The sequence below is a fragment of the Lysinibacillus sp. ACHW1.5 genome (assembly GCF_022014815.1).
Lineage (GTDB): Bacteria > Bacillota > Bacilli > Bacillales_A > Planococcaceae > Lysinibacillus > Lysinibacillus capsici.
The window spans coordinates 1,272,877-1,299,307 of the sequence record NZ_CP091777.1 but is presented as its reverse complement, the minus strand read 5'-3'; the positions used below and the strand labels follow the sequence as shown (position 1 = coordinate 1,299,307).

At 38.2% G+C, this 26,431-nt stretch carries 27 protein-coding genes and 1 riboswitch; of the genes, 13 read left to right on the top strand and 14 right to left on the bottom strand.

Annotated features, from left to right (window positions below):
• Positions 1–2,385 (top strand): ABC transporter permease, encoded by a 2,385-nt coding sequence (locus L6W14_RS06100; protein ID WP_237899877.1) that lies wholly within the window; start codon positions 1–3, stop codon positions 2,383–2,385.
• 39 nt (positions 2,386–2,424) lie between these two features.
• Here the strand turns inward: L6W14_RS06100 and L6W14_RS06095 are convergent, their stop codons facing one another.
• Positions 2,425–2,874, bottom strand: a complete 450-nt coding sequence (locus L6W14_RS06095) for a 2-thiouracil desulfurase family protein (RefSeq protein WP_066036629.1) — start codon at positions 2,872–2,874, stop codon at positions 2,425–2,427.
• Between the two features lie 84 nt (positions 2,875–2,958).
• On the opposite strand from L6W14_RS06095, the gene L6W14_RS06090 reads away from it, so the two are divergent.
• Together L6W14_RS06090 and L6W14_RS06085 are read left to right on the top strand one after the other, a co-directional pair.
• Positions 2,959–3,504, top strand: a complete 546-nt coding sequence (locus tag L6W14_RS06090) for a GrpB family protein (protein ID WP_237899875.1) — start codon at positions 2,959–2,961, stop codon at positions 3,502–3,504.
• A gap of 19 nt (positions 3,505–3,523) precedes the next feature.
• Complete coding sequence (locus L6W14_RS06085) at positions 3,524–4,009, top strand: NUDIX hydrolase (protein ID WP_237899866.1); 486 nt, start codon at positions 3,524–3,526, stop codon at positions 4,007–4,009.
• Between the two features lie 48 nt (positions 4,010–4,057).
• Here L6W14_RS06085 and L6W14_RS06080 read toward each other — a convergent pair whose 3' ends face one another.
• The 3 genes from L6W14_RS06080 to L6W14_RS06070 all read right to left on the bottom strand — a co-directional run bounded on the left by L6W14_RS06080 (position 4,058) and on the right by L6W14_RS06070 (position 6,696).
• Positions 4,058–4,573, bottom strand: coding sequence for a DUF6886 family protein (locus L6W14_RS06080; RefSeq protein WP_066036626.1), 516 nt, complete (start codon positions 4,571–4,573; stop codon positions 4,058–4,060).
• A gap of 13 nt (positions 4,574–4,586) precedes the next feature.
• Positions 4,587–5,327, bottom strand: coding sequence for a class I SAM-dependent methyltransferase (locus L6W14_RS06075; protein WP_237899864.1), 741 nt, complete (start codon positions 5,325–5,327; stop codon positions 4,587–4,589).
• 184 nt (positions 5,328–5,511) lie between these two features.
• Positions 5,512–6,696: a YbfB/YjiJ family MFS transporter gene (locus L6W14_RS06070; RefSeq protein WP_048391235.1), complete on the bottom strand. Its 1,185-nt coding sequence runs from the start codon at positions 6,694–6,696 to the stop codon at positions 5,512–5,514.
• A 117-nt stretch (positions 6,697–6,813) separates the two neighbouring features.
• On the opposite strand from L6W14_RS06070, the gene L6W14_RS06065 reads away from it, so the two are divergent.
• From L6W14_RS06065 to solA, 4 genes are all read left to right on the top strand, one after another.
• Positions 6,814–7,704 carry a LysR family transcriptional regulator gene (locus L6W14_RS06065; RefSeq protein WP_131519573.1) on the top strand — a complete coding sequence of 297 codons (891 nt, stop codon included), beginning with the start codon at positions 6,814–6,816 and terminating at the stop codon, positions 7,702–7,704.
• Between the two features lie 194 nt (positions 7,705–7,898).
• On the top strand, positions 7,899–9,266 hold the full coding sequence (guaD, locus tag L6W14_RS06060) for a guanine deaminase (RefSeq protein ID WP_131519572.1): 1,368 nt from the start codon (positions 7,899–7,901) through the stop codon (positions 9,264–9,266).
• A gap of 51 nt (positions 9,267–9,317) precedes the next feature.
• Positions 9,318–10,667 (top strand): uracil-xanthine permease family protein, encoded by a 1,350-nt coding sequence (locus L6W14_RS06055; RefSeq protein ID WP_131519571.1) that lies wholly within the window; start codon positions 9,318–9,320, stop codon positions 10,665–10,667.
• 127 nt (positions 10,668–10,794) lie between these two features.
• Positions 10,795–11,910: an N-methyl-L-tryptophan oxidase gene (gene solA, locus L6W14_RS06050; RefSeq protein ID WP_131519570.1), complete on the top strand. Its 1,116-nt coding sequence runs from the start codon at positions 10,795–10,797 to the stop codon at positions 11,908–11,910.
• A gap of 43 nt (positions 11,911–11,953) precedes the next feature.
• On the opposite strand, the gene L6W14_RS06045 is transcribed toward solA, so the two are convergent.
• The 4 genes from L6W14_RS06045 to L6W14_RS06030 are packed head-to-tail and all read right to left on the bottom strand — an operon-like array spanning position 11,954 to position 15,475.
• Positions 11,954–12,517, bottom strand: a complete 564-nt coding sequence (locus L6W14_RS06045) for a 5' nucleotidase, NT5C type (RefSeq protein WP_131519569.1) — start codon at positions 12,515–12,517, stop codon at positions 11,954–11,956.
• Between the two features lie 16 nt (positions 12,518–12,533).
• Positions 12,534–13,619, bottom strand: coding sequence for an FAD-dependent monooxygenase (locus L6W14_RS06040; RefSeq protein WP_237899862.1), 1,086 nt, complete (start codon positions 13,617–13,619; stop codon positions 12,534–12,536).
• Positions 13,616–14,728, bottom strand: a complete 1,113-nt coding sequence (gene ribD, locus L6W14_RS06035) for a bifunctional diaminohydroxyphosphoribosylaminopyrimidine deaminase/5-amino-6-(5-phosphoribosylamino)uracil reductase RibD (protein WP_131519567.1) — start codon at positions 14,726–14,728, stop codon at positions 13,616–13,618. Before ribD ends, L6W14_RS06040 begins: the two co-directional genes overlap by 4 nt.
• 15 nt (positions 14,729–14,743) lie before the next feature.
• Positions 14,744–15,475 (bottom strand): GTP cyclohydrolase II, encoded by a 732-nt coding sequence (locus L6W14_RS06030; RefSeq protein WP_237899853.1) that lies wholly within the window; start codon positions 15,473–15,475, stop codon positions 14,744–14,746.
• Between the two features lie 269 nt (positions 15,476–15,744).
• On the opposite strand from L6W14_RS06030, the gene L6W14_RS06025 reads away from it, so the two are divergent.
• The 4 genes from L6W14_RS06025 to L6W14_RS06010 all read left to right on the top strand — a co-directional run bounded on the left by L6W14_RS06025 (position 15,745) and on the right by L6W14_RS06010 (position 19,549).
• Complete coding sequence (locus L6W14_RS06025) at positions 15,745–16,380, top strand: GntR family transcriptional regulator (protein ID WP_131519565.1); 636 nt, start codon at positions 15,745–15,747, stop codon at positions 16,378–16,380.
• 158 nt (positions 16,381–16,538) lie between these two features.
• Complete coding sequence (locus L6W14_RS06020; protein WP_004232299.1) at positions 16,539–17,738, top strand: quaternary amine ABC transporter ATP-binding protein; 1,200 nt, start codon at positions 16,539–16,541, stop codon at positions 17,736–17,738.
• Positions 17,731–18,585 (top strand): ABC transporter permease, encoded by an 855-nt coding sequence (locus tag L6W14_RS06015; RefSeq protein WP_016991840.1) that lies wholly within the window; start codon positions 17,731–17,733, stop codon positions 18,583–18,585. Before L6W14_RS06020 ends, L6W14_RS06015 begins: the two co-directional genes overlap by 8 nt.
• Before the next feature lie 79 nt (positions 18,586–18,664).
• Positions 18,665–19,549, top strand: a complete 885-nt coding sequence (locus tag L6W14_RS06010) for a glycine betaine ABC transporter substrate-binding protein (RefSeq protein ID WP_131519564.1) — start codon at positions 18,665–18,667, stop codon at positions 19,547–19,549.
• A gap of 42 nt (positions 19,550–19,591) precedes the next feature.
• On the opposite strand, the gene L6W14_RS06005 is transcribed toward L6W14_RS06010, so the two are convergent.
• The 3 genes from L6W14_RS06005 to L6W14_RS05995 all read right to left on the bottom strand — a co-directional run bounded on the left by L6W14_RS06005 (position 19,592) and on the right by L6W14_RS05995 (position 21,643).
• Entirely contained in the window at positions 19,592–19,906 is a 315-nt protein-coding gene (locus L6W14_RS06005; RefSeq protein WP_131519563.1) for a DMT family transporter, read from the bottom strand.
• A complete protein-coding gene (locus L6W14_RS06000; protein WP_131519562.1) occupies positions 19,906–20,247 on the bottom strand; it encodes a DMT family transporter in 342 nt (113 codons plus the stop codon). Before L6W14_RS06000 ends, L6W14_RS06005 begins: the two co-directional genes overlap by 1 nt.
• Positions 20,248–20,373: 126 nt before the next feature.
• Positions 20,374–20,470: riboswitch (guanidine-I (ykkC/yxkD leader) on the bottom strand.
• Between the two features lie 30 nt (positions 20,471–20,500).
• Complete coding sequence (locus L6W14_RS05995) at positions 20,501–21,643, bottom strand: PstS family phosphate ABC transporter substrate-binding protein (protein WP_237899850.1); 1,143 nt, start codon at positions 21,641–21,643, stop codon at positions 20,501–20,503.
• A 204-nt stretch (positions 21,644–21,847) separates the two neighbouring features.
• Between L6W14_RS05995 and L6W14_RS05990 the strand changes: the two genes are divergently transcribed.
• Positions 21,848–22,321 (top strand): YbaK/EbsC family protein, encoded by a 474-nt coding sequence (locus tag L6W14_RS05990; protein ID WP_131519560.1) that lies wholly within the window; start codon positions 21,848–21,850, stop codon positions 22,319–22,321.
• A 524-nt stretch (positions 22,322–22,845) separates the two neighbouring features.
• Here the strand turns inward: L6W14_RS05990 and L6W14_RS05985 are convergent.
• The 3 genes from L6W14_RS05985 to L6W14_RS05975 all read right to left on the bottom strand — a co-directional run bounded on the left by L6W14_RS05985 (position 22,846) and on the right by L6W14_RS05975 (position 25,966).
• Positions 22,846–24,099: a glutathionylspermidine synthase family protein gene (locus L6W14_RS05985; protein ID WP_237899842.1), complete on the bottom strand. Its 1,254-nt coding sequence runs from the start codon at positions 24,097–24,099 to the stop codon at positions 22,846–22,848.
• Positions 24,100–24,122: 23 nt separating this feature from the next.
• Positions 24,123–24,779: a hypothetical protein gene (locus L6W14_RS05980; RefSeq protein WP_131519548.1), complete on the bottom strand. Its 657-nt coding sequence runs from the start codon at positions 24,777–24,779 to the stop codon at positions 24,123–24,125.
• A gap of 137 nt (positions 24,780–24,916) precedes the next feature.
• A complete protein-coding gene (locus L6W14_RS05975; protein WP_237899840.1) occupies positions 24,917–25,966 on the bottom strand; it encodes a DUF418 domain-containing protein in 1,050 nt (349 codons plus the stop codon).
• 183 nt (positions 25,967–26,149) lie between these two features.
• Between L6W14_RS05975 and L6W14_RS05970 the strand changes: the two genes are divergently transcribed.
• Complete coding sequence (locus L6W14_RS05970; protein WP_081011051.1) at positions 26,150–26,413, top strand: Parvovirus coat protein VP1-like protein; 264 nt, start codon at positions 26,150–26,152, stop codon at positions 26,411–26,413.
• Positions 26,414–26,431: the final 18 nt, after the last annotated feature.

Here is a 26,431-nt window from a genome sequence, read left to right as displayed (position 1 = left end):
ATGTACGCGATTATAACCCTTTGCTCTTCCTATATAAGAAAACGGAAAATACAAAATGGACTGATGGTTGTCCTTATTTTTTTATCAACACTTTTACTGGCGACTTCTGTCACTATACTGACCAATACAAACAATATTTTTGAAAAAGCCCATCATGATTCAAATGGTGCCCATCAAATTTTAACAATGGGTAACAATATTCATAACCCGATTGCTGTAAACGAATGGTGGCAGGAGCAACCAGGCGTGACTACTTCTAGTCTCATACCCTATAGAAATTTATCTAGATTTACCTTCAATGGGAAAGAAATATCCAATATCTATTTATTTATGATGAATACGCCAAATACACCGTTTATGATTGATCAATTACTATTTTCTGAGGGTGAAAAGCAACTCTCTCCTCCTAAGGGTACCATTTGGATTCCCACATCATTGGCATCAAGCGCTACCATTTCGCTCGGTGATGCAATTGAATTTCATACAGGTGAGAGCACGTTTAATTTAACAGTGTCAGGTATTGTGGTTGATATGCCATACGGAGGCCCTTTTACAACAAATGCTCGTATCTGGATGAACAATACTGATTATCAACAGCATTTAGCAACCATGACAGGTTCTGATCAGTACATGATGGCATTACGCTTTAATGACTATCAGCAAAACACCAATTATTGGGGTGATTTTGAAAAGTATCTGCAGGGACCTTATCTTGAATCTAAAATGGAATATGAAGAAATAGCTTCTTTTTATTTGATCATTAATAAAATCATTGGCTTTATTATGATCGCCTTTGGTATAGCTATGCTTTTGGTTTCCTTGTTTGTTATTGGTTTTAGCATTTCCGATGCCATTTTAACGAATTACAGAACAATAGGCGTTATCAAATCATTGGGTCTTTCTTCTCGAGAGATAAGTATCACTTACGTATTACAATTCGGCTTGTTATCTGCTGTCGCGATTATACCTGGCATCATCATTAGTAAATTCCTTTCCAGAATAATTATAGAAAGCTCCTTATCTTATATGAAGGCAGGAAATCATTTAACCATACATCAAGATACTCTACTTAACATAGTGATTGCTCTCATCTTATTTGGCATTGTGCTACTCACTGCCTATTTCTACTCACACAAGGCGCGAAATGTAGAGCCTGTTCAAGCCATCAAATATGGGATGTCAGAAAGTGCAAATAGTAAAATGAATCGGCGCAGAAACAGCTCGAATAGATTATTTCGATTAAGCAGTCTACCGATTCAACTTCAAATTGGTCTAAAAAGTATCACAAAAAACATAAAAAGTTCCATTCTTGTTATTGCACTTACTTCCATTACGTCTGCCATACTAGTCTTTAGTGTAGTCATATTAAATAGCTTTATTTCCATCAAAGAAACATCTCCTTCATGGGGATATGATGCCTCACATGTAGTCGTAACTGTATCTAATAAAGAAACCTTTACAAAACAACAATTTGAAGATTTTTTAATGGCTGATGAACGGGTTAAAGATCATGCATGGCTTGATCAATTCACAGGCATACTTCCTAATGACAGCCATCCCCCATTAAATATTAATGTCAATGTGATTGAGGGTAGCTTTGACGGCGCTGGCTATGTGACAATGTCTGGCCGTAATCCAATCAGTAAGAACGAAATCGCGATTGGACTCAATGTCGCTCGCGCTTTAAATAAAAATATAGGCGATATGGTAGAAGTTTATCTTGAGGGGAAACCGCATTTTCTTATTGTGACCGGAATCTATCAATCGATAGCAAATATGTCGAATTCAGCAAGGATTACAGCAGAGGTTATTAAAGTTTATAATACTACCTACACTACTTCAGAAGTAAGTATGATTAATCTTTTAGATGAAACAGTCGCTACGCCATTCGTTGAGGATTTAAATACGCACTTTAAAAGTTCAGTATCAGCTGTCACACAACAGCTATTATTAGATGCCGTCTTTAAAGAAGTCGTGGCCGTTTTAGTCATTCCCCTTTCAATCGTTGGTATTTTATTTATCATCGTAACCTGCATCATTATTTTTAGTGTATCACGAATTAATGTTAGAAAAGAAAGTAGCACGTATGGCATTTATAAATCAATTGGAATGACCTCAACAAATATTAGATGGTCGATTACAATCGGTATTTTACTTCTATCCATAATGGGTGCATTAGCAGGAATCTTTATCGGGATAAAATTAATTCCTCTTGCACTTCAGTCAATTATTTTAGATTATGGCTTACTCGAACTACCGCTTGTTATAAACTGGCCAACAAGTATCGGTATAAGCTTTGTAAGTGTAATAGCTGCCATTTTTGGCGGCTGGATTTCGACCAAAATAATTGCTAAAACGTCGCCTCGCATATTAATTGTTGAATAAATAAATTTGGCCCCTACTAGTTTAGGGGCCTCTCTTTAATCATTCAAAAAAATTCTCTTCAGATAGCACGACGATATTGTTTCTTCGAAGCAATGCCGTAGTTACTCCTTCGCCAGCTAATTTTGTTCCATTAAACGCACCGTTATAAATCTTTGCACTGCCACAGGATGGGCTATATTCCTTTAAAATGACATGAGTTGCCCCTACCTCAAGTGCTTTTTGTAAGGTTGCATAGGCTCCCTTCAGATATAAATCTGTGACATCTCGTCCAGAACTTTCAACCACTGTTGCGTTGCCATCAAGTACATCTTGTCCATTGCCACCTACAATTTCAGCCGGTTCGCGGGGCGTTGAAAAGCCTCCCATCAGCTCTGGGCAAACCGTGACAGCTTTATTTTCTAACACGAGCTTTTGTATTTTTTCATCTAGACTGTTTGTGCCATTATAACGAACATTTAAACCTGCTAAGCAAGCACTTATTAAAATCATCGTTTTCTCACTCCCTCTACTATCTTTATTCCACTATAACACGCATGCTACAATAATTTTATGAAGACCAAGGGAGGAGATAGAATGCCTGATCCTATTTTGATTTTACCTTATACAGATGAATGGGCTAAGGAATTTCATAGCATAGGCTGTCAATTGCGGGAGGCCTTAGGAAATAGAGCGCTGAGAATTGATCATATTGGCTCAACCGCTGTAGCAGGGCTAGCAGCAAAGCCTGTAATTGATATACAAATATCCGTCACATCGTTTACACCATTGGCAGCATTTAAAGCTCCATTAGAATCTCTAGGTTTAAGTTATCGAGCAGAAAATCCAGACAAGTCTAAACGCTATTTTCGAGAGGCTCCTGGAGATAGACGAGTACATATTCATGTTCGACAGGCTGGTAGTTGGGCAGAGCAGCTAGCCTTATTATTTCGAGATTTTTTGCGCCGTCATCCAGATTACTGTCGTCGCTATGAGCAGGTAAAATATGAATTGGCTAAGAAATACCAATATAATCGTCAACTTTATACAAAATCTAAAGAATCGATCATATGGGAAATTTTAAAACAAGCAAATCATTGGAGTCAGCAGACTGGCTGGTCTCCTGCCAATTCAGATAACTAAAGAAAAGGGAGGAACAAACTTGGCTGAATTTACAATTTGTTTTCTGAAGAAAGGTGATTATATCCTTTTATTGAATAGAGATAAGCCTCAGTGGATGGGCGCATGGAATGGTGTTGGTGGCAAAATTGAACAGGATGAAACACCATTAGCTGGTGCCTTACGAGAAATTAAAGAAGAAACAGGCATTACGGTTGAGGATATTACCTATAAGGGTAAGATTACCTGGACAGATGGCGTTGTTAACTATGGCTGTATGTATGCGTTTATAGCGGAACTACCTGAATCTTTTCCCTATGTAACACCGATAAAGGTTGCTGAGGGCATTCTTGATTGGAAGGAGCTTACTTGGATTTTACACCCTGAAAATGTAGGTATTGCGGACTTAAAATATTATTTACCTAAGATGCTCAATGAAACAACTAACTATGATTATATTTTTACATATCAAGACAAGAAATTAATCAATATCTCTTCAGCACCAATTGAACAAACATCGACTGTCTAATAATAAATAAGCCTCGTCCATGCAATAGGTGCATAACGAGGCTTGTTTTTAGAATCTTGGTTGTGCAAAGCGCATTCTGCATATTGACCAATTTAAGCTTGTATTTTGGATGTCATCATGTATTTCCCATAAGCTATCCACGATTCGCAATTCAACATTGCGCTCCAATAATGCTTTAGCTATATCATTGATCTCTGAGACATGGATGGGCATTTGTGTTAATTCACTCGTATAATAGCCCGCAATATCATCCTGTAAAGTGAATCCATTACTATCAAACTCATATAGGTAAAGACTTGTAGTTTTCAATACTTCCCACCACTTGTTTTCTATGACTACTACATGTGAAGCTTGATGTAGATATTGCTGTCTGTCCTGCTCTGTTGTTTGATCTCCTGCATGAAAGCAGACACGCGGACAATCTCTTGGCGTTAAATAGTTTGGCAGGCATCTTTCGTTGATTGCCCATACTAGCCCTTTTTTGGCATCTAAATCTGGTCGCTCAGGCAGTCGAGGATGAAAAATCATAATAGTAGGGTCTTCACTGACATGAAATAAACGCATCGGTACTTCTCCTTTATTTCTTTAATTTAAAAACAATAAAATCTGCACAATGCAAATCTTCCGCAAATTGAGGGTACTTCTTTAGCATGTCTTGTGATGGCTTGGGCTCTTCCATAGCATCAATCGTAAATCCAGCTTGCCTAATTGCTTGCACATAGCTTGTTAATGTTCGATGGTATAGAACTATCGGTGGGTCAGCATCTAGCTGGTGATACTCCCCTTCATAAAAATAACGTTGGACTTTCCAGTATTGTTGATCTAGCTGCTCATGTCTCATCCATCCACTATTTGGTGTCACAAAGCATGGGTGTAAAATCGAAAAAATAAAAGTGCTATTAGGTTTTAATAATCGAAACATCTCACATAGAGCAGCCTGATAATCCTCTAAATCTTGGAGAACCATATTTGAAACAATACCATCAAATTGTTCATCTGCTAAAAAGGATAAATTTTCACAATTCCCGTGTAAAAATTGAATAGCTTCCTGCTGTTGTGTTCTTTCCATAGCAATGTCTAGCATTTTTTGTGAAAAATCAACGGCTGTTACTCTTGCACCCTTCTTTACCAGTAATCTGCTTAAATAGCCTTCTCCACATCCTGCATCTAATAGATGCTTTCCATCTACCTCTCCTAGCAAAGAAAAGATAGAAGGATTTAACAGTACGACACGATGAATATCCCCCTGCTCATCGTAGTTTGCTGTATACCTTTCCGCATATCGATTCCAGCGTTGAATAGCTTGTTCTGTGTTCATTTCAGTCCCCATTTCAAAGTAAAATCGTAACGTTACGTCCTGTGTGCACTTGTCTATTTTTCCATATAAAGAAAAAAATATATAGACTTTTATTTTATTTTTTAATATCATGTAGATAGAGGCACGGCTTCTTTAAGTAAATGATAAAGCCAGAAATCCAAATAGGATTTCTGGCTTTTATGCGTTATATAGAAATTGTATGTTCAGCAACAGCTTCTTTTTTTACAGTTAGCCATCTACCAATTACCATAACGAGCAATGCAAGAAACACTATGACACCAGCAAATATAAGTGCTGCTTTATAGCTACTATAAACTTCAACCAGTTTTCCTGCGATAATCGGTCCGATAATTTGTCCAAAAGCATAAAAGGTTGTTAATAAAGAAACAACGAATCCGCTCTTTGTCGGGAATAGCTGTCGTGCATAGGAAGTAGTTAGCGTGACAATACCTACAAAGGTTAGACCGAATAAAAACGATGCTAGTAAAACGCTCCATACCGTTTGTGCAAAAACAGGTAACAGGATACCAACCACTTGCAGTATGTACGCCACAAACAAAATTTTTATAGCTGAAAACTTCTCTAATAAGACCGTCCAAACAGGAGCTGATGGGATAGCCGCTAGCCCCACAATGACCCAGCTATAGGAAGAGTAAGCTTGAAGAGAAGGAATATTATGAATAATATCGACTAAAAAAGTACCTGTAATAATATAGCCTAACCCCTCTAAGCCATAGGATAAAATCAACCATGGCATAAAACCCTTTGTCATTTTTGTATCAAGAGATTTCGTAACTTTTGTGCTGTCCTGCACCACTAAACTTCTCCATAAATAAGAGGTAATAAATAAAAAAATTGCTGATAAAATCCCTAAGCCTAACCATGCACCCTGCCAAGCAAATCTTGCTTCTATAGCAGGTACACATAAACCTGAAATAGCAATCCCTAAGCCTATTCCACTAAATACATAGCCAGACCATCGTGATAATGAATGCTTCGCCAAGTAATCCATAATAATACTCGATGTTAACACAAAAATAAGGCCCCCTGTAATGCCCGCAATTAAACGCAGAACTAGCCAGACACTATACACTTCTATTAAGCCCATTAATATAACAGATAGGACATTGGTAACAACACTTGCCATTAAAACATTTTTACGTTGTCGATAAATGAACCCTGCCCATAATGCGCCAATGAAATAACCAATATAATTGCTTGAAGCTAAAAACCCAGCCACTTCCAATGAAAATCCTACATCATGACGCATAAAGGGTAGAATCGGTGTGAAGGCAAATCGACTAATCCCCATTGCAACAACCAATAACAAAATTCCTCCAAAGACAATTCCTACATGTTGTCGATTCATGATGAACCCCCCTCTCATATATTCTATTGTAATTAAAAGGATACAGAGCGCAAATTAATAAATCTAATATATAATGTATATAAAATCATAAAAAAAATTTATGAAAGGTGTAATGACATGAATTTACATGCTCTACGTTTATTTACAAAGGTGGCTGAACTCAATAGTGTTTCCAAAGCGGCACAGACACTTATGATTAGTCAGCCTGCTGTAACCATTCAAATTCGAAATTTAGAGAAAGAACTAGGCTTGACACTGCTAGAAGCCAAAGGTAGGGGCATTTCGCTAACACAAAATGGTACTTTTTTATACAAACAGGCACAGCGCTTATTTGATCTAGAATCTGATATTGAAAATAAAGTTGAACAGCTTAAAAATACGGGCAATGAAGAACTGCAAATTGCCTCCACGCATGTTCCCTCCCATTTTTTACTACCTAAATGGTTAGCTCAATTTAAACAAGTTTATCCAGCAACACATATTCATTTAAAGACCGCCAATTCCCAGCAAGTGATTGAGGATTTACTCCATTATAAAGCTGATTTAGCTTTTATCGTCAAAGAAGATGGACATCATGCTGATATTAATTATCAATTTCTAATGAATTTGGATTATTGGTTTATTGTGCCGTACAATCATCATCTGGCAGGTCAAACAGTGTCCCTTGCAGAACTTATGCAGCAGCCCTTCGTCACAAGAGAGGATGGTAGTTCCACAAAAGAATACTTAAATGCCCTATGTAAAGTGCATAAAATTCCTCCACCGAAAGTAGGTTTACAACTAGACGGGATTAATGAATCCATACATGCCATTGCGGCAGGTTTTGGTACAATGCTAGCACCATCCATAGCAGCTTCTAGCTTTATTCTACAGCAGCAAGTTGCCCGCGTTTTTATTAAGGACATTGATATTCAACGACCGATTTACCTTTGTACAAGAAAAAATGAATTGCATCACTCCACATCCTTTAATAATTTTCTTCACATCATCAATGAATCGATCATATAGAAAGAAGGCACTCTCAAATAGGTGCCTTCTTTTATTATCTATCAACGCTTGTCAAAGCTGTAAAAATGTAGTTAAAAAGGTGCATATGTTTCTTTAGTCACCATACTAATATTCGTTTTTTTGTAGACTTAATAGTTTTTATAGCCTATAATAATCCGTGTTATTATCAATAAACGAACATTAAGGTGGTTTTTATGTCTGAATATACGCATATTTTCAAAGGAACAGCTTTTACTAGTAAATCTGCTACTGACGTTCACATTTTAAAAGATTATTTATTTTTCATTAATGCTGACGGCATGATTGTTAAAACTGTCGCTCCTGAACAAGCTGATTACCAACAACTCTTAATTACATATCAAGATCAAAATAACTTCCATGTATTAGCTGAAGGGCAATATTTCCTACCGGGATTTGTCGATTTGCATGTACATGCACCTCAATGGGCACAATCTGGGACAGCTTTAGACATTCCTCTTTACGATTGGTTAAACACATATACTTTCCCTATCGAATCAAAATTCTCCGATTTAGCATTTGCTCAAGAAGTTTATGAGGATTTAGTAAGCACACTACTTGCCAATGGTACAACTACAACATTATATTTTGCGACGGTTCATAAGGAGGCCAGTGTACTTTTAGCGAAAATCTGTGCTGAAAAGGGACAGCGAGGATTAGTCGGAAAAGTAGTCATGGACGATCCTGAACAGAATCCTGATTTTTATCGAGATGAAAACACAAAAACCGCATTAGAGGATACGGAGGAATTTATTTTAGCTGTAAAAAATTTAGCCAAAACGACTAAACAGGGTGTTTATCCTGTTGTCACTCCCCGCTTTATTCCAAGCTGTACAGACGGTGCCTTAAAGGGTTTGGGTGAATTAGCTGCGAAATATGATACACATATTCAATCACACTGTAGTGAAAGTGACTGGGAGCACAGCTACGTCAAAGAACGATTCAACAAAAATGATGCCGCCGCCTTACATGACTTTGGTTTGTTAGGTGATAAATCTGTCATGGCTCATTGTAATTTCTTAAGCGATGAGGATGCCAGATTATTTGCTGAAACTGGCACTGCCATAGGCCATTGTCCAATCTCTAATGCCTATTTTGCTAACAGCGTGATTCCAATCGCCCGCTTTCATGCAATGGGCGTTGATATTGGACTAGGTTCAGATGTTTCAGGCGGATTTTCTCCAAGTCTTTTTGATAATGCAAGACAAGCTGTTATGTCATCAAGAATGCTAGAGGATGGTGTAGATACAACCATTTCCGCCGAAAAACGTGGTGTCCCAAATTCACGCATTACAATAAATGAGGCCTTCTATCTTGCGACAGCTAGTGGTGGAGAAAGCTTAAGTCTTCCAATTGGCCGTTTACAGGAAAACTATACATGGGATGTACAAATTATCGATACAAAAATTCCTACTGCTAGGCTTCCGATTTTTGATCCAAATGAAGATTTACACGATATATTCCAAAAAATCATGTATCTTGTACGCCCAGAAAATATCCGCGAGGTATGGGTGCAAGGAAATAAAGTTCATACGAGAGGCTAATCATTCTCTTATTCTCTAATAAAAATCTATTATTTTGAGGTGTACAACTTCGTGGAAACACAACATAGAAAACTAACTAATCAAACAAAACAAACACAATTAACCGTGTTACCAGATGAAAAAATTTCGTTTGGTCAGTCTGCTCTACTCGGTTTACAGCATGTTATGGCTATGGATGTTTATGTGGTGCCCTTTTTAATTGCCATGCTAATCGGTCTACAAACTGGTCAGGCAAGCGCCTTGATTCAATCAACCTTTATTGCAGCTGGGGTCGCGACGATTGTGCAAACACATTTTTGTATGAAATTACCGATGGCACAAGGTCCATCCTATGTTCCACTTGGTGCCATTGTTGGGATCTATGCAGCAAGTGGTAGTGGAGATTTAGGTTGGAGTACTGTGCTAGGTGCTAGTTTAATTGGAGCCATTTTGGTTATTATTTTAGGCTATACAGGTATCTTCAATAAAATTGTCCAAACATTTATTCCACCAATTGTTGGTGGAACGATTATCTTTGTGGTTGGACTGTCCTTAATGCCTGTTGGTTTAAGTGATAATATTTTTAATGGAGCAGGTGCATCCATAAATCAAAACATTTATTTAGCCCTGATCTCAGCATTCGTGTTAATTATTTGTGTCATGTTAGGTACAGTCTTCCATCAAAAAGGACGTCTATTCCGAATTGCTTCTGTCATCATCGCCTTAATTGCTGGTAGTATCGCAGCAAATATCATGGGTGTTTTAGATTTATCTCCTGTATCGCAAGCTAAATGGTTTAGCATGCCACAAATTCCATTTGCAGATTTTAGTTTTAGCTTTAATTTTTCTGCTATTATCACCATGGTCATTATATATATTGTCTTAATGGCTGAAACAACAGGAACATGGTTTGCCATTAGCAATGTCATCGACCAACCTTTAACAAATAAACAAATTAACCGTGGTGTGATTGGTGAAGGAATTGGCTGCTTTATTGCTTCTTTACTTGGCTCCACTCCTGTTACTGGTTATTCTACTAATGCAGGTGTGATCTCTATCACTGGGATTGCGAGCCGTCGTGTCTTTATAGCAGCAGGTATTTGGTTTATCGTCTTCGGCTTCTCTGGTAAACTAGCAGCACTCATCTCAGCAATTCCTTCAGCTGTTATTGGTGGTGTATTTGTGATCGTCTGCGGCATAATAGCTATTAGTGGTTTACAGGTCATGAAAAATGAACATATTGGCGAAAAGGAAATGTATGTCATCGCGATTCCTGTTATTTTAACGTTAGCATTGACATTATTGCCTGACGATTTCCTGTATTCCTTACCTACAACCGTGCAGTATTTATTTGGTTCGCCTATTGCAACCGCTGCGCTCGTAGCGATTGTCCTTAATAAAATTTTACCACGCTCAAAATAGTAGCTATCTACAACGCACAGCATCTTTAGTCCATTCGGATTGTAGGTGCTGTGTCTATTTATTTTCTAAAATTTCTGTTTCCTTCCCTATAAATCTGTTATACTAGAGCAAAAAAGTAGGGATTAGAATGGACTATGATGTCATAATAGTTGGTGCTGGCTCCATGGGGATGGCGGCTGGTTACTATTTAGCAAAGGAAGGAAAAAATGTACTTATGCTAGATGCCTTTACGCCACCACATGAAGAAGGTAGTCATCATGGGGATACAAGAATCATTCGCTTTGCTTATGGTGAGGGAGCTAGCTATGTACCTTTTGTAAAAAGAGCTGGCGAGCTTTGGCAAGAGCTAGAGTCTTTAGCAAATGAAAGCTTATTTATACAAACTGGTGTAGTTAATATTGGAGAGCCAACATGTGCCTTCATTCAAAATGTGAAGGCTAGTGCTGCGCTCTATAATTTAGCACTTGAACACTATTCACCTGCTGAAGCGATGAACAAATGGCCAGGGTTATACTTGCCAAATAATTTAGTTGCTTGCTTTGAACCTACAGCTGGTGTCCTTCGTGTTGAAGCATGTATCCAAGCCTATAAAAAATTAGCCTTAGAGGCAGGGGCAAGCCTCCGAGCCAATGAAAAAGTATTGGCTATCCAAGCTGGTGATATTGTACAGGTACAAACAATACATAATAGCTATAAAGCAAAGCAATTAATAGTAACGGCGGGTGCATGGGCAACAGAGTTACTACAAACAGTAGACGTGAGCATACCCGTCACACCAACGCGGAAAACCTTTGCATGGTTTGAGGCAGATGAGCAGCTGTATCGTGATGAAGTTTTCCCAGCCTACTGCTTTGAATTTGCCGATTCAACCTACTACGGTTTTCCAAGTATTAATGGAGCGGGGTTAAAGCTTGGACGACACGATGGTGGTGATGTGGTTAATCCAAACGATCCTCTACGTCCGTTTGATGCATCTGATGCTGTTGACTTACAAAACTTTATTGATCAGTTTATGCCTCAGCATGGAACGCTTAAATATGGAAAAACATGTAAGTATTCGATGACACCAGATGAAGATTTCATTATCGACTTTTTACCTGAACATCAGAATATTGTGATTGCTGCAGGTTTTTCTGGTCATGGCTTTAAATTTAGTAGTGCCGTTGGGGAAGCTCTTGCAGATTTAATTGTAGAAGGCAAAAGTAAACAAGATTTATCTACCTTTCAACTTAGTCGATTTTAGCAAAAAAAGGATTGGTACAACGGTTAGTCGTTGCACCAATCCTTTATTTTGATAACATCGTTTGAAACTCTTGCCAATCATATAAACGTGGAAGATTTACATGCTGATTATAAGATTGATTCTTTAAGATTACCTTAGTTGTCACATCATGAAGTGTCTCAAGTACTGCTGGTTTATCATCTACATAAATATCTAAAGCCAGCTCTTTTATAATGGCTACTTTTTCTGCATCTTGCATGCCACAAAAAAAATGACTGTCTGTTATTGGAAAGCCCTGTGCTTCCATCCAAGCTTTTGTTTGCCCACAATATTGTTTTGGACGAGATGTGATATAGTAAATGTCATGTCCCTGCTCTGCTAAAGCTTGGAGGGCTTTTAAAGCACCATCAAAAGATGGACAATCCGTAAAATAGATCTCTTCCAATACGCTATTCCACATGGCAGAACCTTCCTCGTTTGTTAATCCAAATGGTTCATGAATTTCTACTCGTTGTATTGCTTGAAAGGTTTCAAAGGAAACCTTTTTGCCAAGCTTTTTATTATAAAGTGAAAAGGCATGTGCTCGTAAATCAATTAATGTGTCATCTATATCAAAGCCAAACTTCATCTAGTTGTTCGTCCTTTCACGAAGCCTTATTTATAAAGTTAGAAGCAAATGTCTGCTCTTTTTCAATTTGTTTTGCTAATACTTCCTCAATGGCTTGCTCACGCATTTGTTGAAAATATTGTACGTTAAATTGTGCTAATGTGTCTTTTTTTAGCAATGATGCAAGACAATCTGCATCTTTTAGTGTACTATTCAGCCCAAACGCGCCTGTTGGTGTCATTGTGTGAACGGCGTCTCCTAGTAAGACAAGGCCCTTTGTCCCCCAACTATTACAATGGCTACTAAAGACATCAAGCAAAACAAAATCCTGCCAGGAAGTTATCTGTGCCTGCACTGTCTTCGTTAATGCTGGAAATGCCTCCACAAGCTGCTGGATAAAGGGTGTAAATGCTAGTTTTCGAAGCTGATGGAAACTACCTTGCTCAATATTCCAGCCTATTTGAAGATAACCACCAACTTGTGTAAACAATGACAGCTGCTTATTATCGATGAGTGCCATTTTTATAGATGGTTCCCAATCTGCTGGTGCAGGAATTTTAGCCCACAGTAAATCAAAGCCATGCTTCTGTTTCTGAACATCTATATGTGCTTGCTTACGAATCGTAGAATAACGACCATCCGCACCGATAATTAACTGACTATCGATTTTTATAGAGTCTCCGTTTTTTATCGCCATAACGCCCCTATAATGACCAGTAGCATCCGCAATCAGCTTTGTAACCTTTGTATGTAGCAGACATGTAAAGTTAGGAAACAGCTGTGCTTTTTGTAAAATTCCTTTTAATAAATTTGCCTGTGGTACATGAATGCCTAAATGTCCTACGGCTTCATCTGGAAGAATTGTTTTAAATGCTCTGCCACCAGCATAATACTCAAGCTTCTCCATTCGTAATATACCGAGTGCCTCAACTGCTTCGAAAAGATGGTGGCTTTTTAAAACAGCCTCCCCTTCCTCATTTAAATGCTCGCCACGAAATGCCTGACCAAGCGCTACATTTTGCTCTAATAAAATCACTGACAGCCCATTTTTAGCAAGTAGGTAGGATAATAATGCACCAGCAGGCCCTGCCCCTACTATACAGACATCTGCTTGATAGTTCATTTTGCTTCACCCTGCTTTGGATAAGCAATAATACGCAAATCCTCGCCTATTTTATCAAATGAAGCAAACTCAACATTCCATGCCTCATGCATGAGAGAGGGATTATAGCCAGCAAACGGCGTTAACGATAGATTTCCACCCAAAACTTTAGGCGCTATATATACTACATATTTATCGATTGCACCTTGCTGTAAAAAGGAAGCATTCATTTTACTTCCACCTTCTAGCAAAATATCTGTTATGCCATGTATATAAAGCTTTTCAAGCATTTCATCAATCTGTAATCCATATTCATTTTTTTGTACCGGTAAAACTGTAACACCTTTTTCTGTAAATAAATGAATCTTTTCTTGGCTTACGTCGTCACTACAAACAAGAATCGTTGGTGCATCCTCTGTATTCAAGACATTCGCATTGTCAGGTGTACGTAGAGAACTATCCATAATAATACGTGTCGGATTTTTTCCATATCCTTCCTTAAGTCTTGTTGTTAAAGAAGGATTATCAGCAATGACTGTGCCCACACCAACTAGAATTCCATCTACTTCATGACGAATATTGTGAACATCCTCACGGGCAACCTCTCCAGTTACCCATTTTGAATGTCCTGTATGCGTAGCAATTTTCCCATCTAAAGTCATAGCAAATTTTGAAATAACAAAAGGACGGTGCGTAAGCATATTATGAATAAAACGCTCATTTAAACGGCGCGCTTGTTGCTCTAAAACCCCTACTTCCACCACTATTCCTGCATCTTGTAGCAATTGGATGCCACGACCTGCTACAGCTGGATTTGGATCCTGCATAGCAACTACCACTCGACTGACACCAGATTCCTTCACTAAATTGGCACAAGGAGGTGTCTTACCGTAATGTGAACAAGGCTCTAACGTTACATATAACGTAGCACCCAGTGCATGCTCTCCAGCCATTCGAAAAGCATGCACTTCAGCATGTGGTTCCCCTGCTTTTCTGTGTAAACCTGTGCCTACAATCACACCGTTCTTCACGATTACAGCCCCAACAAGTGGATTAGGGTTCGTATTTCCTTTAGCACTAGCTGCTAAATCCAAAGCCAGTTGCATATACTTTTCATCTATATTCATCATCATCGCAACCTCCACCTATTGCTTTTCACGTATATGTCCAGATTTTTCAACTTTCGTTTCTAAATAAAAACGATTCGTCTCTGTCAAACCGCCCCATAAAGGAACATGCCCTTCCGCAGCCATGCCACGAGCCTGTAATGCAGCCAATTTCTTCGGATTATTTGTAATGAGTGTTACAGGTTTGGTACGCAGTGTCGCTAATACCGAAAGTGCTTCGTCATAAGATCGTGTATCATCTGGGAAGCCAAGTGCATGGTTTGCTTCAACTGTATCGAGCCCTTCCTCTTGCAATAAATAAGCAAGAGATTTAGAGAATAGTCCAATTCCACGACCTTCATGATCAGCTAAATAAAATATAGCACCACAACCATGCTCAACAATCATTTTCATAGACTCGTGCAACTGGTAGCCACAATCACAACGCTGGCTGCCAAATATGTCGCCTGTGTGACAAATACTATGCATTCGGATTAAAGCCTCTTCTGAATGGGTAAAATCACCATATACAAGCACAGAGGATTGTTGTAAAAATGCTAAATTAGCAACGGCTAATCCATCAATGATTTCTTCTTTAGTTAAATTCGCATCAATTTTAAGCCAGTTATACCACTGAAAAGTTGCAGAAAAATCGCCTTGTTTTACAGGTAATTTCACTGGTCCAACTAGGCAAATATTCTCTGTATTTGTATGCTTTATTAATGTCATTTTATCTTTTACTAAGTCCATCACTTTAGTTGTAATTGTCATATTAATCTCCAACCTTCTATAGAAATAGTTGGCTAAATTCACCAACTGAACACTTGTATTTTCACATTACTTACATAACGTAACTTAGTTTATAATAATAACTAAAAAGTGTCAATCGACAGCTATTACTCTTTCATTATAATTATTAGAGATGATAATTTTATTATTACTTTTTCATCATATACTACTAGCTTATGGAGATGCTATTTTTTCTGTGCAGGCTAGTCTATAATAAGCTGTGGTACTGTAATGACGAAAGGAAGTTTAACATGAACTTAGAAAAAAATGTTCAACTAAAGCAACCAAAATATCAACAAATAGCCATTGATCTCGCCTCCAAGATTGTTGAAAGAAAATACAGCATTGGCGATAAAATATATGCAAGATCCTCTCTTGCCAGTCAATATAATGTTTCTGCTGAGACTGCAAGAAGAGCAATTGCCGTTTTGCAAGACTTAGAAATTGTTGAAGCTTCAAAAGGTAGCGGCGTAATTATAAAATCGTATGAAAAAGCGGCTCAATTCGTCAGACAGTTTCATGATGTACAATCGATTCATGAAATACAAAATGAGCTTTTGACAAGTATTCAAAAGCAACATCATGAATTGATTAATTTACAAGACAAGGCAAAGCAACTAATTAGCCGCACAGAGCATTACCGATCAGTCAATCCGTTCATTCCCTATCAATTAGAAATGACAGCTGAGAGTCCATGCATCCATCAAACTGTACAAGCTTTAAATTTTTGGCAAAATACTTCTAGTACCATCGTTGGTATTCGACGTGGCAATGAATTATTATTATCCCCTGGTCCTTATGTCTCATTTGAAGAAGGGGACATAATTTATTTTGTTGGAAATGATGAAAGTTTCGCTAGAGTTCAAAGCTTTTTATACCCAAATTAAAATCCGTTTAAGCGCTGATATAACAGCGTTTAAACGGGTTTTTTCTTATTTGTCGATTTGACAAAAGTAACAACCCTTTGTTACAGTAAGGTTGTTACTTGTTTATTTTTGGGTATCATTATCCTCACATAGTAATAATCTACGAAAGGAGTGCTTCTATGGAAAAAATTAAAATAGAACACGTATCAAAAGTGTTTGGCAAACATATTCCCCAAGCACTAGAACTCGTCAAGCAACAAAAAAGTAAGACTGATATCTTAAAAGAAACAGGTGCAACTGTTGGTGTATACGATGCAAGCTTTACTGTCAACGAAGGAGAAATCTTCGTTATTATGGGATTGTCAGGAAGTGGCAAATCCACGCTTATACGGCTTTTAAACCGCCTAATTGAACCAACGAGCGGAAATATATATATCGATGGAGAAAATATTTCTACTATGGGAAAAGAAAGTCTACGGTCTGTACGAAGAAACAAAATGAGCATGGTTTTCCAAAACTTCGGTTTATTCCCCCATCGTACATTACTTCAAAATACCGAATATGGCCTTGAAATTCGAGGTATTTCAAAAGAAGAACGGCAAGCGAAAGCTGAACAGGCTTTAGAAAATGCCGGATTACTCGCTTATAAAGACCAGTATCCAAATCAGTTATCAGGTGGTATGCAGCAGCGTGTTGGTTTAGCACGAGCCCTTGCTAATGATCCTGAAATATTACTAATGGATGAAGCATTTTCAGCACTTGATCCATTGATTCGCAAGGAAATGCAAGATGAGCTACTCGATCTACAACAAACATTGAAAAAAACAATTTTATTTATCACACATGATTTAAATGAAGCATTACGCATTGGAGATCGCATTGCCATTATGAAGGATGGCTCTATCATTCAAATTGGTACGGGAGAAGAAATATTAACCAACCCAGCAAATGATTATGTCAAGACATTCGTGGAAGATGTGGATCGTTCTAAAGTATTGACAGCTGAAAATGTCATGGTACGTCCAGTTTATGTCAATACAGACCTAGATGGCCCTAAAGTGGCATTAAAGCGTATGCGTCAAGAGGCTGTTAGTTTATTAATGGCTGTTGATAAAAATAGACATTTAAAAGGCTATATCACTGCAGACGATGCACTGGCTGCAGCGAAGAAGCAAGAGCAAACTGTCCATTCTATTGTGCAATCGGAAGTGTTAACAGTTCCACCAGATATGCTACTACAGGATATTTTAGGGATGATTTATAATTCTCCTACTCCTATTGCCGTTGTGAAAGATGGTCGCTTGCTTGGTGTACTAATTAGGGGCGTTGTCATCCAAGCACTGTCAACTAGCGATGAGGAGGCCGAAGCACATGAATAACTTTTTAGATAATATTCCAACATTACCACTAGCTCCGTGGGTAGAATCAGCTATGGACTGGTTGACGAGTAATTTTTCAGCGTTCTTTAACTCTATTCAGCAATTCGGAAAACTACTCATGAATCAGGTCACTGATTTATTAATTAGTATCCCAGCCATTATTCTTATACTTCTTGTCGTGATATTTGCCTTCTTCGTTTCAGGCAAAAAGTTAGGGCTTGCTGCATTCTCATTAATCGGCTTGTTGTTTATTTATAACCAAGGATTATGGACTCATCTTATGGAAACAACCACGCTTGTGATCTTTTCCAGTATTATATCCATCATCATCGGTATTCCACTAGGTATCTTAATGTCAAAATCAACTGTAGCTGAAAACATTATTAAACCAATACTAGATTTCATGCAAACAATGCCTGGCTTTGTCTATTTAATTCCAGCTGTTGCCTTTTTTGGCATTGGTATTGTACCTGGTGTCTTTGCATCCGTTATCTTTGCTTTACCCCCAACTGTACGTATGACAAACCTCGGTATTCGTCAAGTACCAAAAGAATTAGTGGAAGCTGCAGACTCCTATGGTAGTACAGCTAGCCAAAAATTATTTAAAGTAGAAATTCCCCTTGCTAAATCAACCATTATGGCAGGGATTAACCAAACCGTTATGCTGTCACTTTCTATGGTAGTTATTGCCTCTATGATCGGGGCTCCTGGTCTAGGACGTGAAGTATTAACAGCTCTACAACGTACCCAAGTTGGGAATGGCTTCGTTGCAGGTTTAGGTTTAGTTATTTTCGCGATTATTATTGACCGTTTAACACAAAGCTTTAATAAAAAGAAAGCATTATAAAAATATCATCTTTCTAGCTACCATCCTCCGATGGATGTCGGCAGTTTGATACAAAATGATGAAGAGAAAGGGAGATTCGATGAAACTGAAAACACTATCAAAGTTAGGAATGGCTCTAGGTCTAGGCTTCATGCTTGCTGCATGTAGTGGAGGCGACTCTGGCTCAAGTTCTGGAAAAAACAGTGATTCTAAGGAGGTAAACCTAGCCTATGTTGAGTGGGATACAGAAATTGCCTCAACAAATGTTGTTGGGCAGGTACTCGAAGAATTAGGTTATGATGTAACATTAACTCCTTTGGATAATGCGATCATGTGGGAGGCTGTCTCGAAAGGAGAGGCTGATGGAATGGTTGCTGCTTGGCTACCACATACACATGCATCACAATATGAAAAATATAAAGCTGATTTAGATGAGCTAGGTGAAAACCTTGCTGGTGCAAAAATCGGTTTAGTTGTACCAAGCTATATGGATGTCAATTCTATTGAAGATTTATCTAATGAAGCAGATCATACAATCACTGGTATTGAGCCAGGTGCGGGCATTACTGCTGCTACAGAAAAAGCATTAGAAGAATATGATAATTTAGCAGATTGGAACTTTATTACTTCTTCTTCTGGTGCGATGACAACTGCATTATCAAAAGCACTGAAAGATAAGGAAGAGATTATTGTCACAGGCTGGTCACCACACTGGAAATTTGCGAAATATGATCTTAAATACTTAGAAGATCCAAAGGGTGTATATGGTGGAGAAGAAACGATTAATACATTCGTACGTAAAGGCTTAAAAGAAGATTTACCAGATGTATATTCAGTACTCGATAACTTCCACTGGACAGCAGAAGATTTAGAAAGTGTTATGTTAGAAGTAATGGATGGTAAAGATCCAAAAGACGCTGCGAAAGAATGGGTTGATGCTAATCCAGATAAAGTGGCTGAATGGACAAAAGACGTAAAAAAATAATATAAAAACAGGCACTCCTGCATAAGAGGAGTGCCTGTTTAATTATGATAGCAATTTCAACATGATTGCTGCTCCTAATACAAGGACAATACAAACAATGCGTCGCCAGTCCTTAGATTCATTAAAAAACAGCATACCTAGCAGTGCTCCCCCAGCTGCACCAATCCCTGTCCAGATCGCATAGGCAGTACCCATCGGTAATGTTTCCATCGCATAGGCAAGGCCTGCAAAACTTAAGGTGAATGCACCAATCAACAGTCCTAAATTTTTCATACTCTTCGCCTTATTATATTTACTAATCATATATACACCCATCATCTCACATAACCCTGCAACAACTAATGCCATCCATGCCATTATTCACTCACCTCTTGTTCCTTAGGCTCTCCCGTTACAAGCTTTAAGCCTACAACTCCTGCAAGTAACACAACAATACATACGATTTTTGCTAATTTCCACGGCTCTCCAAATAGCAAGCTATCCGCACATACAGTACCAGCTGTCCCTAATCCGACAAAGATTGCATAGACGGTCCCAACTGGTAGATGCTCACCTGCTTTAATGAGCAAATAAAAACTAATAAAAATGGCAATTGCTGTACCAATCCATTCCAGTACACTTGTTGCATGCTTTAACCCAATGACCCAGCCAACTTCAAAGCAAGCCGCTATAATGACGCTGATCCATTGTTTATTCATCATAAATCCCTCCATTTTATAAGACACGGCCGACTAATTGGATGATCCAACTACTTTTTCAGCATTCGCCAAATGACTCGATTTTAGCCAAACAAAAAAAGCCTGAAGAAACTGTCTTTAAACAGTATCTCCCAGGCTTTTATCCTTCCGTGTCACAAAATCAATTTGTGGTTTTCTCTCGGACCAGACTAGCAAGCGCTACGGAACCCTAGAAAACTTTTATTCGATTATTACTCTTAGTATAGCAAACTATTCAATGATTTTCCACTGGTACGTAGCCGACCTTTTCTACCATTGCCTGCCCTTCCTCAGAAAGTATCCAATCAATCAGTTTCTGTACATTTTGATTTTCCGTTCCTGCTGTGATGGCATAAAATTCAGACACTAAAGGATATGTACCATTTTGAATATTCTCTTTTGTTGGTGCTACTCCGTCAATGGATAGTAATTTGATCTTTTTGTTACCAACCATCTCTGTAGAATAATATCTAAACGTAAAGCCCAAGGCATTTTTATAATTTCGATATTGCGACACTTCCCGAATGATTCCGCCCATCCCTGATGCAACATCTTCAGTGGGTGCCTCCATGATTGGCGTATTGCCCATCAGCTTTTCTAGTGTCGTTTGGCTTCCACTATCTGCTGGGCGTTGAAAAGCACGAATGGCCTCATCCTCCCCACCCACTTCACGCCAATTAGTTATTTCTCCAGCATATATTTTTTTGACCTGCTCAAGTGTTAAATTATCGATTTTATTTTTACGGTGCACAAAAAAGACAAATGCCTCTCGACCAATTGGCGTCATATCAAATGTAAGTCCTTCCTTTTCTGCCTGCCATTCTTGTGAGGTGGACGGGGCTGCCACAAAAATTAAATCAACATCTCCAGCTATTAAATTTTGATAGGCCTCTGGTGTACGGCTTACTTGAACTCTACTATTATATGGAGGATATTCCCCTTTGGGATACGTAGCCTCCACAAAAGCCGCATATAAAGGGTACATGGCTGTTGCTCCATCTAACCGTGGTAATGACTCTGTCAATTGTAAGGAAGCTTTATTTTTCACTACTTCATTGCCAGGGACAAATGGCTGATAGACTGTTACATCAATTTCCGCATCAACAGTGGGAATACTCATTTTATAATAATGTTGAATCGGTTTAATGGCTGCAATCAACAGGGCGATTCCCATGACACCAAATAGCAAGCCCCTTCGTTTTTTTGTGTTGGTCCATTTAAACATGCTACAAACAATCCAGATAAATAAACAAACGGGTATAGTAAAGACCAAATTAATTAAATGCAGCCCACCACTTAATGTGATAATGAATGCAACCATTAATGTCACAACGGACAAACCAATTAGTATCGATACTATTTGTATAAACTTAAGCATACAAAGACCTCCCTAGTGTAATTTTACACTCCTTACACCAATGGTACCCGAAAGTTAAAGCATTCACAACTATATATTCTGAAAATTATGGTAAAATTAATTTTGTCTTGATTTTAATGAATGCTTTTTGTATGAAGGTGGTATATCAACTATAGAAAAGGAATCTTTACGAAAATCTCAAAATACAAGTAGGAGGATGTACATATGGCAATTGAAAAAGTACGTCGCCATTTAGCACAATGGCACGTAGAACACAAAATACAAGAATTAGAAGAAAGCTCCGCAACAGTTGAATTAGCAGCACAGGCGCTTGGCTGTGAGCCAGAGCGCATAGCAAAATCTTTATCTTTTCTTATAAATGATGGAGCGATCTTAATTGTGGCTGCTGGTGATGCAAAAATCGATAATGCAAAATATAAAGCCGTATTTGGTACGAAGGCAAAGATGTTATCCAAAGATGATGTGGAGACGATGATCGGCCATGATGTCGGGGGTGTATGTCCTTTTGGTGTGAACGAGGGCGTAGCCATTTATTTAGATGAATCTTTAAAACGTTTTACTACAGTATTTCCAGCGTGCGGTAGTAGTAATTCAGCCATTGAGGTAACCATTTCAGAACTTGAAACATATGCTCCCTATAAAGAATGGATTGATGTCTGTAAAGGCTGGAATGAATAAGGACCAAACGATTGGCGAGACTTTTAAAAGTCTCGCCAATTCATGTTGTTGAAAAAAGATAATATCGCTAGGAGGAATAATACCTTTTGGCAAGGTAAGGGTTGATTTCCGTTCCGCCAGCGTCCTTTCCAGGGGGCGTCCAATGAGCCGCTCCTCTCCAATCAACCATTCTGCAAAGTGTCTTTACTTTTTTAATAGTAGCATAGTAATAAAATCGCCCATTATCTGTATTCATAGAGGGGATAAGCTCTTATTTTCAATGTGGAGAAGTGATGAGTGACAAGAAGTGAACACCTTCACTTTATTTGAAAACCTTTGCTAAAAAGATAACACTTTTGTAGGTTGGAGTGGAAGGCTAATTGACTCCCGTGGGATAGCGAGTCAGGCGAAACCCTGCACGGAGCGGAGCGAAGGAAGCGGTTCGGCGCTCGCCCACAGGAAAGCAAGTAGCCTGCAACGGCAATCCATTTTCACCTTCTAAAAAAATTTTGTGGGTGGTTTTGTTTTTCAGCACTATAGATTTGCTATTCCTTGTAACCAACGGCTAACCAATGTGAATCCCATTCTGTAATTTGATTGCCTACCCGACAGCTTAAACCACATGCACAATTATCAGCAACAAATGAGCCAATTAGCCACTTCTTAGCGTGATATCCTTCTTTTAACTGCACTGTTCTGCTAGGCATCTCCACATACTGTTGGTAAATAAACAAATTATCATCATAGTGTTTGGATGTGGAAGCATTTACTCTCCGCCCACTTCCTGCATAAATTTCTACTGTATTTCCCTCACGAGAATAAACAGGCTTCTTGACATAGGGTACATCATCTCGAATAAATGGTTCTGCTGTAAGGTATGTAGGAAGCATATATTGCAAAATAGCTGCTCGTTCCTCGGAAGTAAAGAGCAATGGATCATTTCTCCGCTCCCATATTAACCATAATAAGATTTTCGATTGTAATACATAGGCAGCAGGTGGATTAATAATTGCTAGCTTTCGTTTTTTGACAAGCTCTAAAAGATGCAAGCCAATGCGATCACCATCTGCTGCCACATCATCTATTAAAAACTCTACAGGATGTGCAGGTCTAAATAAAATATCAATTTTCTCCATTGTAGGTGTATATAGACCTTGTGCTACCTCAGACGTGTCCTTAGAAAAGATGATAAGTTCTTGAATAGGTACATACTCAATGGTAAAAGGAATACAGGACTTGATAAACTGTACATGGCAATACTCTTCGTAGTCCTCTTTTGCTGTTTTTCCTGTGATGACAATCTTTGGCTTTTTGACATGATGTAAATATTGAATGGCATCAAAAAGAGCGCCCGACAATGCTTTTTGTAAGGCTGTTACATCATTGGGATTTTTAAAGCCAAAATGCTGACATAGTGCTTCATTCATCTTGAAGGTTTCTTGTACAAGAAAAGGGGTTTCTCCATTTAACTCTAAACATTTAATGTAGCCCTCCTCTGTACAAATAAAGTCAAATCGTGCCAGAATTGATTGCTGCTGTAAATAGTCTAACTGAATATATGGGATCATTTCCGGTCGAATACCTAAGGCTAAGAGCTGATCGACCGATAAATGTTTAAATTGTTTCCCAACTTTTAAAAAGATCCGCCAAAGTATCTGTGTTGCATAATGAAGTTGATCAATTTGTTGCTTTGATAATTCTAAAACATCATATAATGCATACTCTAAATCCTCAAAGTCAGGAAAGAAGTCAGGGAATTTTGAGTAAAATGCTTGTCGTTGCTGTGTGTGATTCATCATGTTCTTCACTCCCTATCCAAACCTTACGAGGAGGACGAGCCGCCACGAGATGCCCCACCAGAACCAAAGCCCGATTTTCCTGTGCTTGAGGAAGAGCTATTGGAGTAGGAATTGGAACTCTTAGATGAACTATCCGTCGAATAGGAGCCTTGTCCACTTGAATAAGAATTTGATCCACTTGAAGTTGAGCTACCTGAAGTTGAACTAGCCTTATTTTGCGTACTGTTTGTGATGCCATTTGTTGGTTTACTTTCATCCTTAGCGCTTGATGACGATCGTGGCACTGCTGAACCGCCACCATTGCTTGGCTCATCTCGATCTGTACCATTTTTTAAATTGCGACTTTTGTATATCGCACTTCCTATCATGGCTCCAGCCGTTGCATACATCAAACCATTAAAGAAATGCTGTGCATAGTAAGGTGAATTTTCATCGATACATTCAAAGGAACCATCATCACCTTCTTGCCATTCATCACAGGCATCAGCCATTTCACTATTGTAAACACTTTGTATTTCATCACTTGCAATTGCTTGATTTTGATCTTCCGTTACCTGATTAGAAGTAGTTAAAGGGTATTCTTCTGCTGTTTGATTTTCACTATTTCCACATGCTGCAAGCTGCACAGCCATCAAAGATGCCGTTGTCACAGCCATATATTTTTTTATTTGCTTTGCCATATTATAAACGCTCCTTTATTTCTAGTACCTAGTTTACGAATATCTACCATTATAGGTTTCATTTTTTACAAAAACATACAATTTATTTTAGCAGAAAAAAATCCCAAACAGCAGGATTGTTTGGGATTTACAGTGTTTTATGATTGTTTGGGCACGACTTTTTTTCCATAAGTCATATATCGCCATAATTTTTCAAATGGTCCTATTGTAAAGAACTTAAACCAAATCACACTAAAAATTATTTGAATGATAAACGTAATACTCGCTATCACTACAATATCTGATGGTGAAACTACTTCTAGCCCCATTAATGAAATGATGGCTGTTCCAATAAAGCTTTGCGCCAAATAATTTGTAAAGGCCATTTGCCCAACACGTCCAATTGGCTGAAGTAGCTTCGCTATTGTTTTATGTTCTAATAGAATAAACAAACAACTTAGGTAAAAATAGGTTGTGGGAACAACCCCTAAGCCAATGATAGATTGAAGCTGTTGGTCATCTGCTTGTGAGCCAAACCAAATCCATAATGAGAATCCAATAAAGAATGGGAAAGTACTATAAAGCAACCGTTTTATTTTTTGACTATGCGCTCCAATATGCCCAATCCAATCAGCTTTTGCTACTAAAAATCCACTTAAAAACATAATAAAGATGGCTACGGCATCATTGCCTAAAAAGCCAAATATAGCTGACGAAAGCGCATTAGACGGCATATACATTTGTCCTAATAGTGCCAGAATATGCAGTGCGATAATCGTAAACAACCATTTAGAAATCGTTGAAACCTTTGCAGAGTAAAATGGTAGCAATAAAAAACCAATCACTGCGTAAATGGCTAGGATAGAGCCCCAAAATATAAAAATATGAATAATACCTATAACCAATAAAGCAAATAAGCGTCTTGCAAAGCGCATTCTCGGTCTATCCCCCCGCGCTTCTGCACGTGTAGCAAAAATATAAAAGCCAACTCCAAATAGGAATGAAAAGATAGAGAAAAATTTCTTTTCTATAAAAATATTAATAAGTGAATCAATAACCCCATTCATTCCACTCATATCAGGCATTGGTGCACCTTCTATTATGAGCTGATAAGCACCTACATTAATAAATAAAATACCAAATAATGCTAATCCCCGTATAATATCTAAGGAAATGATTCGTTCTTTTTGTGTAACGGATGGATTCATGTTGAAAAAGCTCCTTATCTTTTATGCTATAGCTAGCATAACTCCCTATCCTTACAACTAATTATTTTTAAGCTTACAGGAACCTTACAAATCAAAAAGAATAGTCTTATAGTTTTTTATCCTCTTCTACGATGAAATATTACATATTTTATAGTAAAAACATCGAAAAGAGAGGTTTAGGAGATGAATAGAAATCGCAAGCTCGGTTTTTGTTATCCTGGCTACCGATACTGTGGTCCCGGCTGCTCAGGACCAGGTACACCTACAAATGCAGTGGATGCTTGCTGTAAACTGCATGATGAATGCTATGAACGCCACGGTAGCACAAAATACTGTGATGAATTGTTTCAACAATGCCTCCGCCCCCATATGAATGCACCAAATAAAATGGCTAGAGACGCTAGACTGTTCTATCGAGTTTTTGAGTTACGCAATCGTTTCTTTTAAAAGCAGATAAAGCTCACG

Excerpts from the sequence above, each read along its gene's own strand:
- L6W14_RS06100 (WP_237899877.1), top strand. The coding sequence starts at position 1 with ATGTACGCGATTATAACCCTTTGCTCTTCCTATATAAGAAAACGGAAA.
- L6W14_RS06095 (WP_066036629.1), bottom strand. The coding sequence starts at position 2,874 with ATGATTTTAATAAGTGCTTGCTTAGCAGGTTTAAATGTTCGTTATAAT.
- L6W14_RS06090 (WP_237899875.1), top strand. The coding sequence starts at position 2,959 with ATGCCTGATCCTATTTTGATTTTACCTTATACAGATGAATGGGCTAAG.
- L6W14_RS06080 (WP_066036626.1), bottom strand. The coding sequence starts at position 4,573 with ATGCGTTTATTTCATGTCAGTGAAGACCCTACTATTATGATTTTTCAT.
- L6W14_RS06075 (WP_237899864.1), bottom strand. The coding sequence starts at position 5,327 with ATGAACACAGAACAAGCTATTCAACGCTGGAATCGATATGCGGAAAGG.
- L6W14_RS06070 (WP_048391235.1), bottom strand. The coding sequence starts at position 6,696 with ATGAATCGACAACATGTAGGAATTGTCTTTGGAGGAATTTTGTTATTG.
- L6W14_RS06065 (WP_131519573.1), top strand. The coding sequence starts at position 6,814 with ATGAATTTACATGCTCTACGTTTATTTACAAAGGTGGCTGAACTCAAT.
- guaD (WP_131519572.1), top strand. The coding sequence starts at position 7,899 with ATGTCTGAATATACGCATATTTTCAAAGGAACAGCTTTTACTAGTAAA.
- solA (WP_131519570.1), top strand. The coding sequence starts at position 10,795 with ATGGACTATGATGTCATAATAGTTGGTGCTGGCTCCATGGGGATGGCG.
- L6W14_RS06045 (WP_131519569.1), bottom strand. The coding sequence starts at position 12,517 with ATGAAGTTTGGCTTTGATATAGATGACACATTAATTGATTTACGAGCA.
- L6W14_RS06040 (WP_237899862.1), bottom strand. The coding sequence starts at position 13,619 with ATGAACTATCAAGCAGATGTCTGTATAGTAGGGGCAGGGCCTGCTGGT.
- ribD (WP_131519567.1), bottom strand. The coding sequence starts at position 14,728 with ATGATGAATATAGATGAAAAGTATATGCAACTGGCTTTGGATTTAGCA.
- L6W14_RS06030 (WP_237899853.1), bottom strand. The coding sequence starts at position 15,475 with ATGACAATTACAACTAAAGTGATGGACTTAGTAAAAGATAAAATGACA.
- L6W14_RS06025 (WP_131519565.1), top strand. The coding sequence starts at position 15,745 with ATGAACTTAGAAAAAAATGTTCAACTAAAGCAACCAAAATATCAACAA.
- L6W14_RS06020 (WP_004232299.1), top strand. The coding sequence starts at position 16,539 with ATGGAAAAAATTAAAATAGAACACGTATCAAAAGTGTTTGGCAAACAT.
- L6W14_RS06015 (WP_016991840.1), top strand. The coding sequence starts at position 17,731 with ATGAATAACTTTTTAGATAATATTCCAACATTACCACTAGCTCCGTGG.
- L6W14_RS06010 (WP_131519564.1), top strand. The coding sequence starts at position 18,665 with ATGAAACTGAAAACACTATCAAAGTTAGGAATGGCTCTAGGTCTAGGC.
- L6W14_RS06005 (WP_131519563.1), bottom strand. The coding sequence starts at position 19,906 with ATGGCATGGATGGCATTAGTTGTTGCAGGGTTATGTGAGATGATGGGT.
- L6W14_RS06000 (WP_131519562.1), bottom strand. The coding sequence starts at position 20,247 with ATGAATAAACAATGGATCAGCGTCATTATAGCGGCTTGCTTTGAAGTT.
- L6W14_RS05995 (WP_237899850.1), bottom strand. The coding sequence starts at position 21,643 with ATGCTTAAGTTTATACAAATAGTATCGATACTAATTGGTTTGTCCGTT.
- L6W14_RS05990 (WP_131519560.1), top strand. The coding sequence starts at position 21,848 with ATGGCAATTGAAAAAGTACGTCGCCATTTAGCACAATGGCACGTAGAA.
- L6W14_RS05985 (WP_237899842.1), bottom strand. The coding sequence starts at position 24,099 with ATGATGAATCACACACAGCAACGACAAGCATTTTACTCAAAATTCCCT.
- L6W14_RS05980 (WP_131519548.1), bottom strand. The coding sequence starts at position 24,779 with ATGGCAAAGCAAATAAAAAAATATATGGCTGTGACAACGGCATCTTTG.
- L6W14_RS05975 (WP_237899840.1), bottom strand. The coding sequence starts at position 25,966 with ATGAATCCATCCGTTACACAAAAAGAACGAATCATTTCCTTAGATATT.
- L6W14_RS05970 (WP_081011051.1), top strand. The coding sequence starts at position 26,150 with ATGAATAGAAATCGCAAGCTCGGTTTTTGTTATCCTGGCTACCGATAC.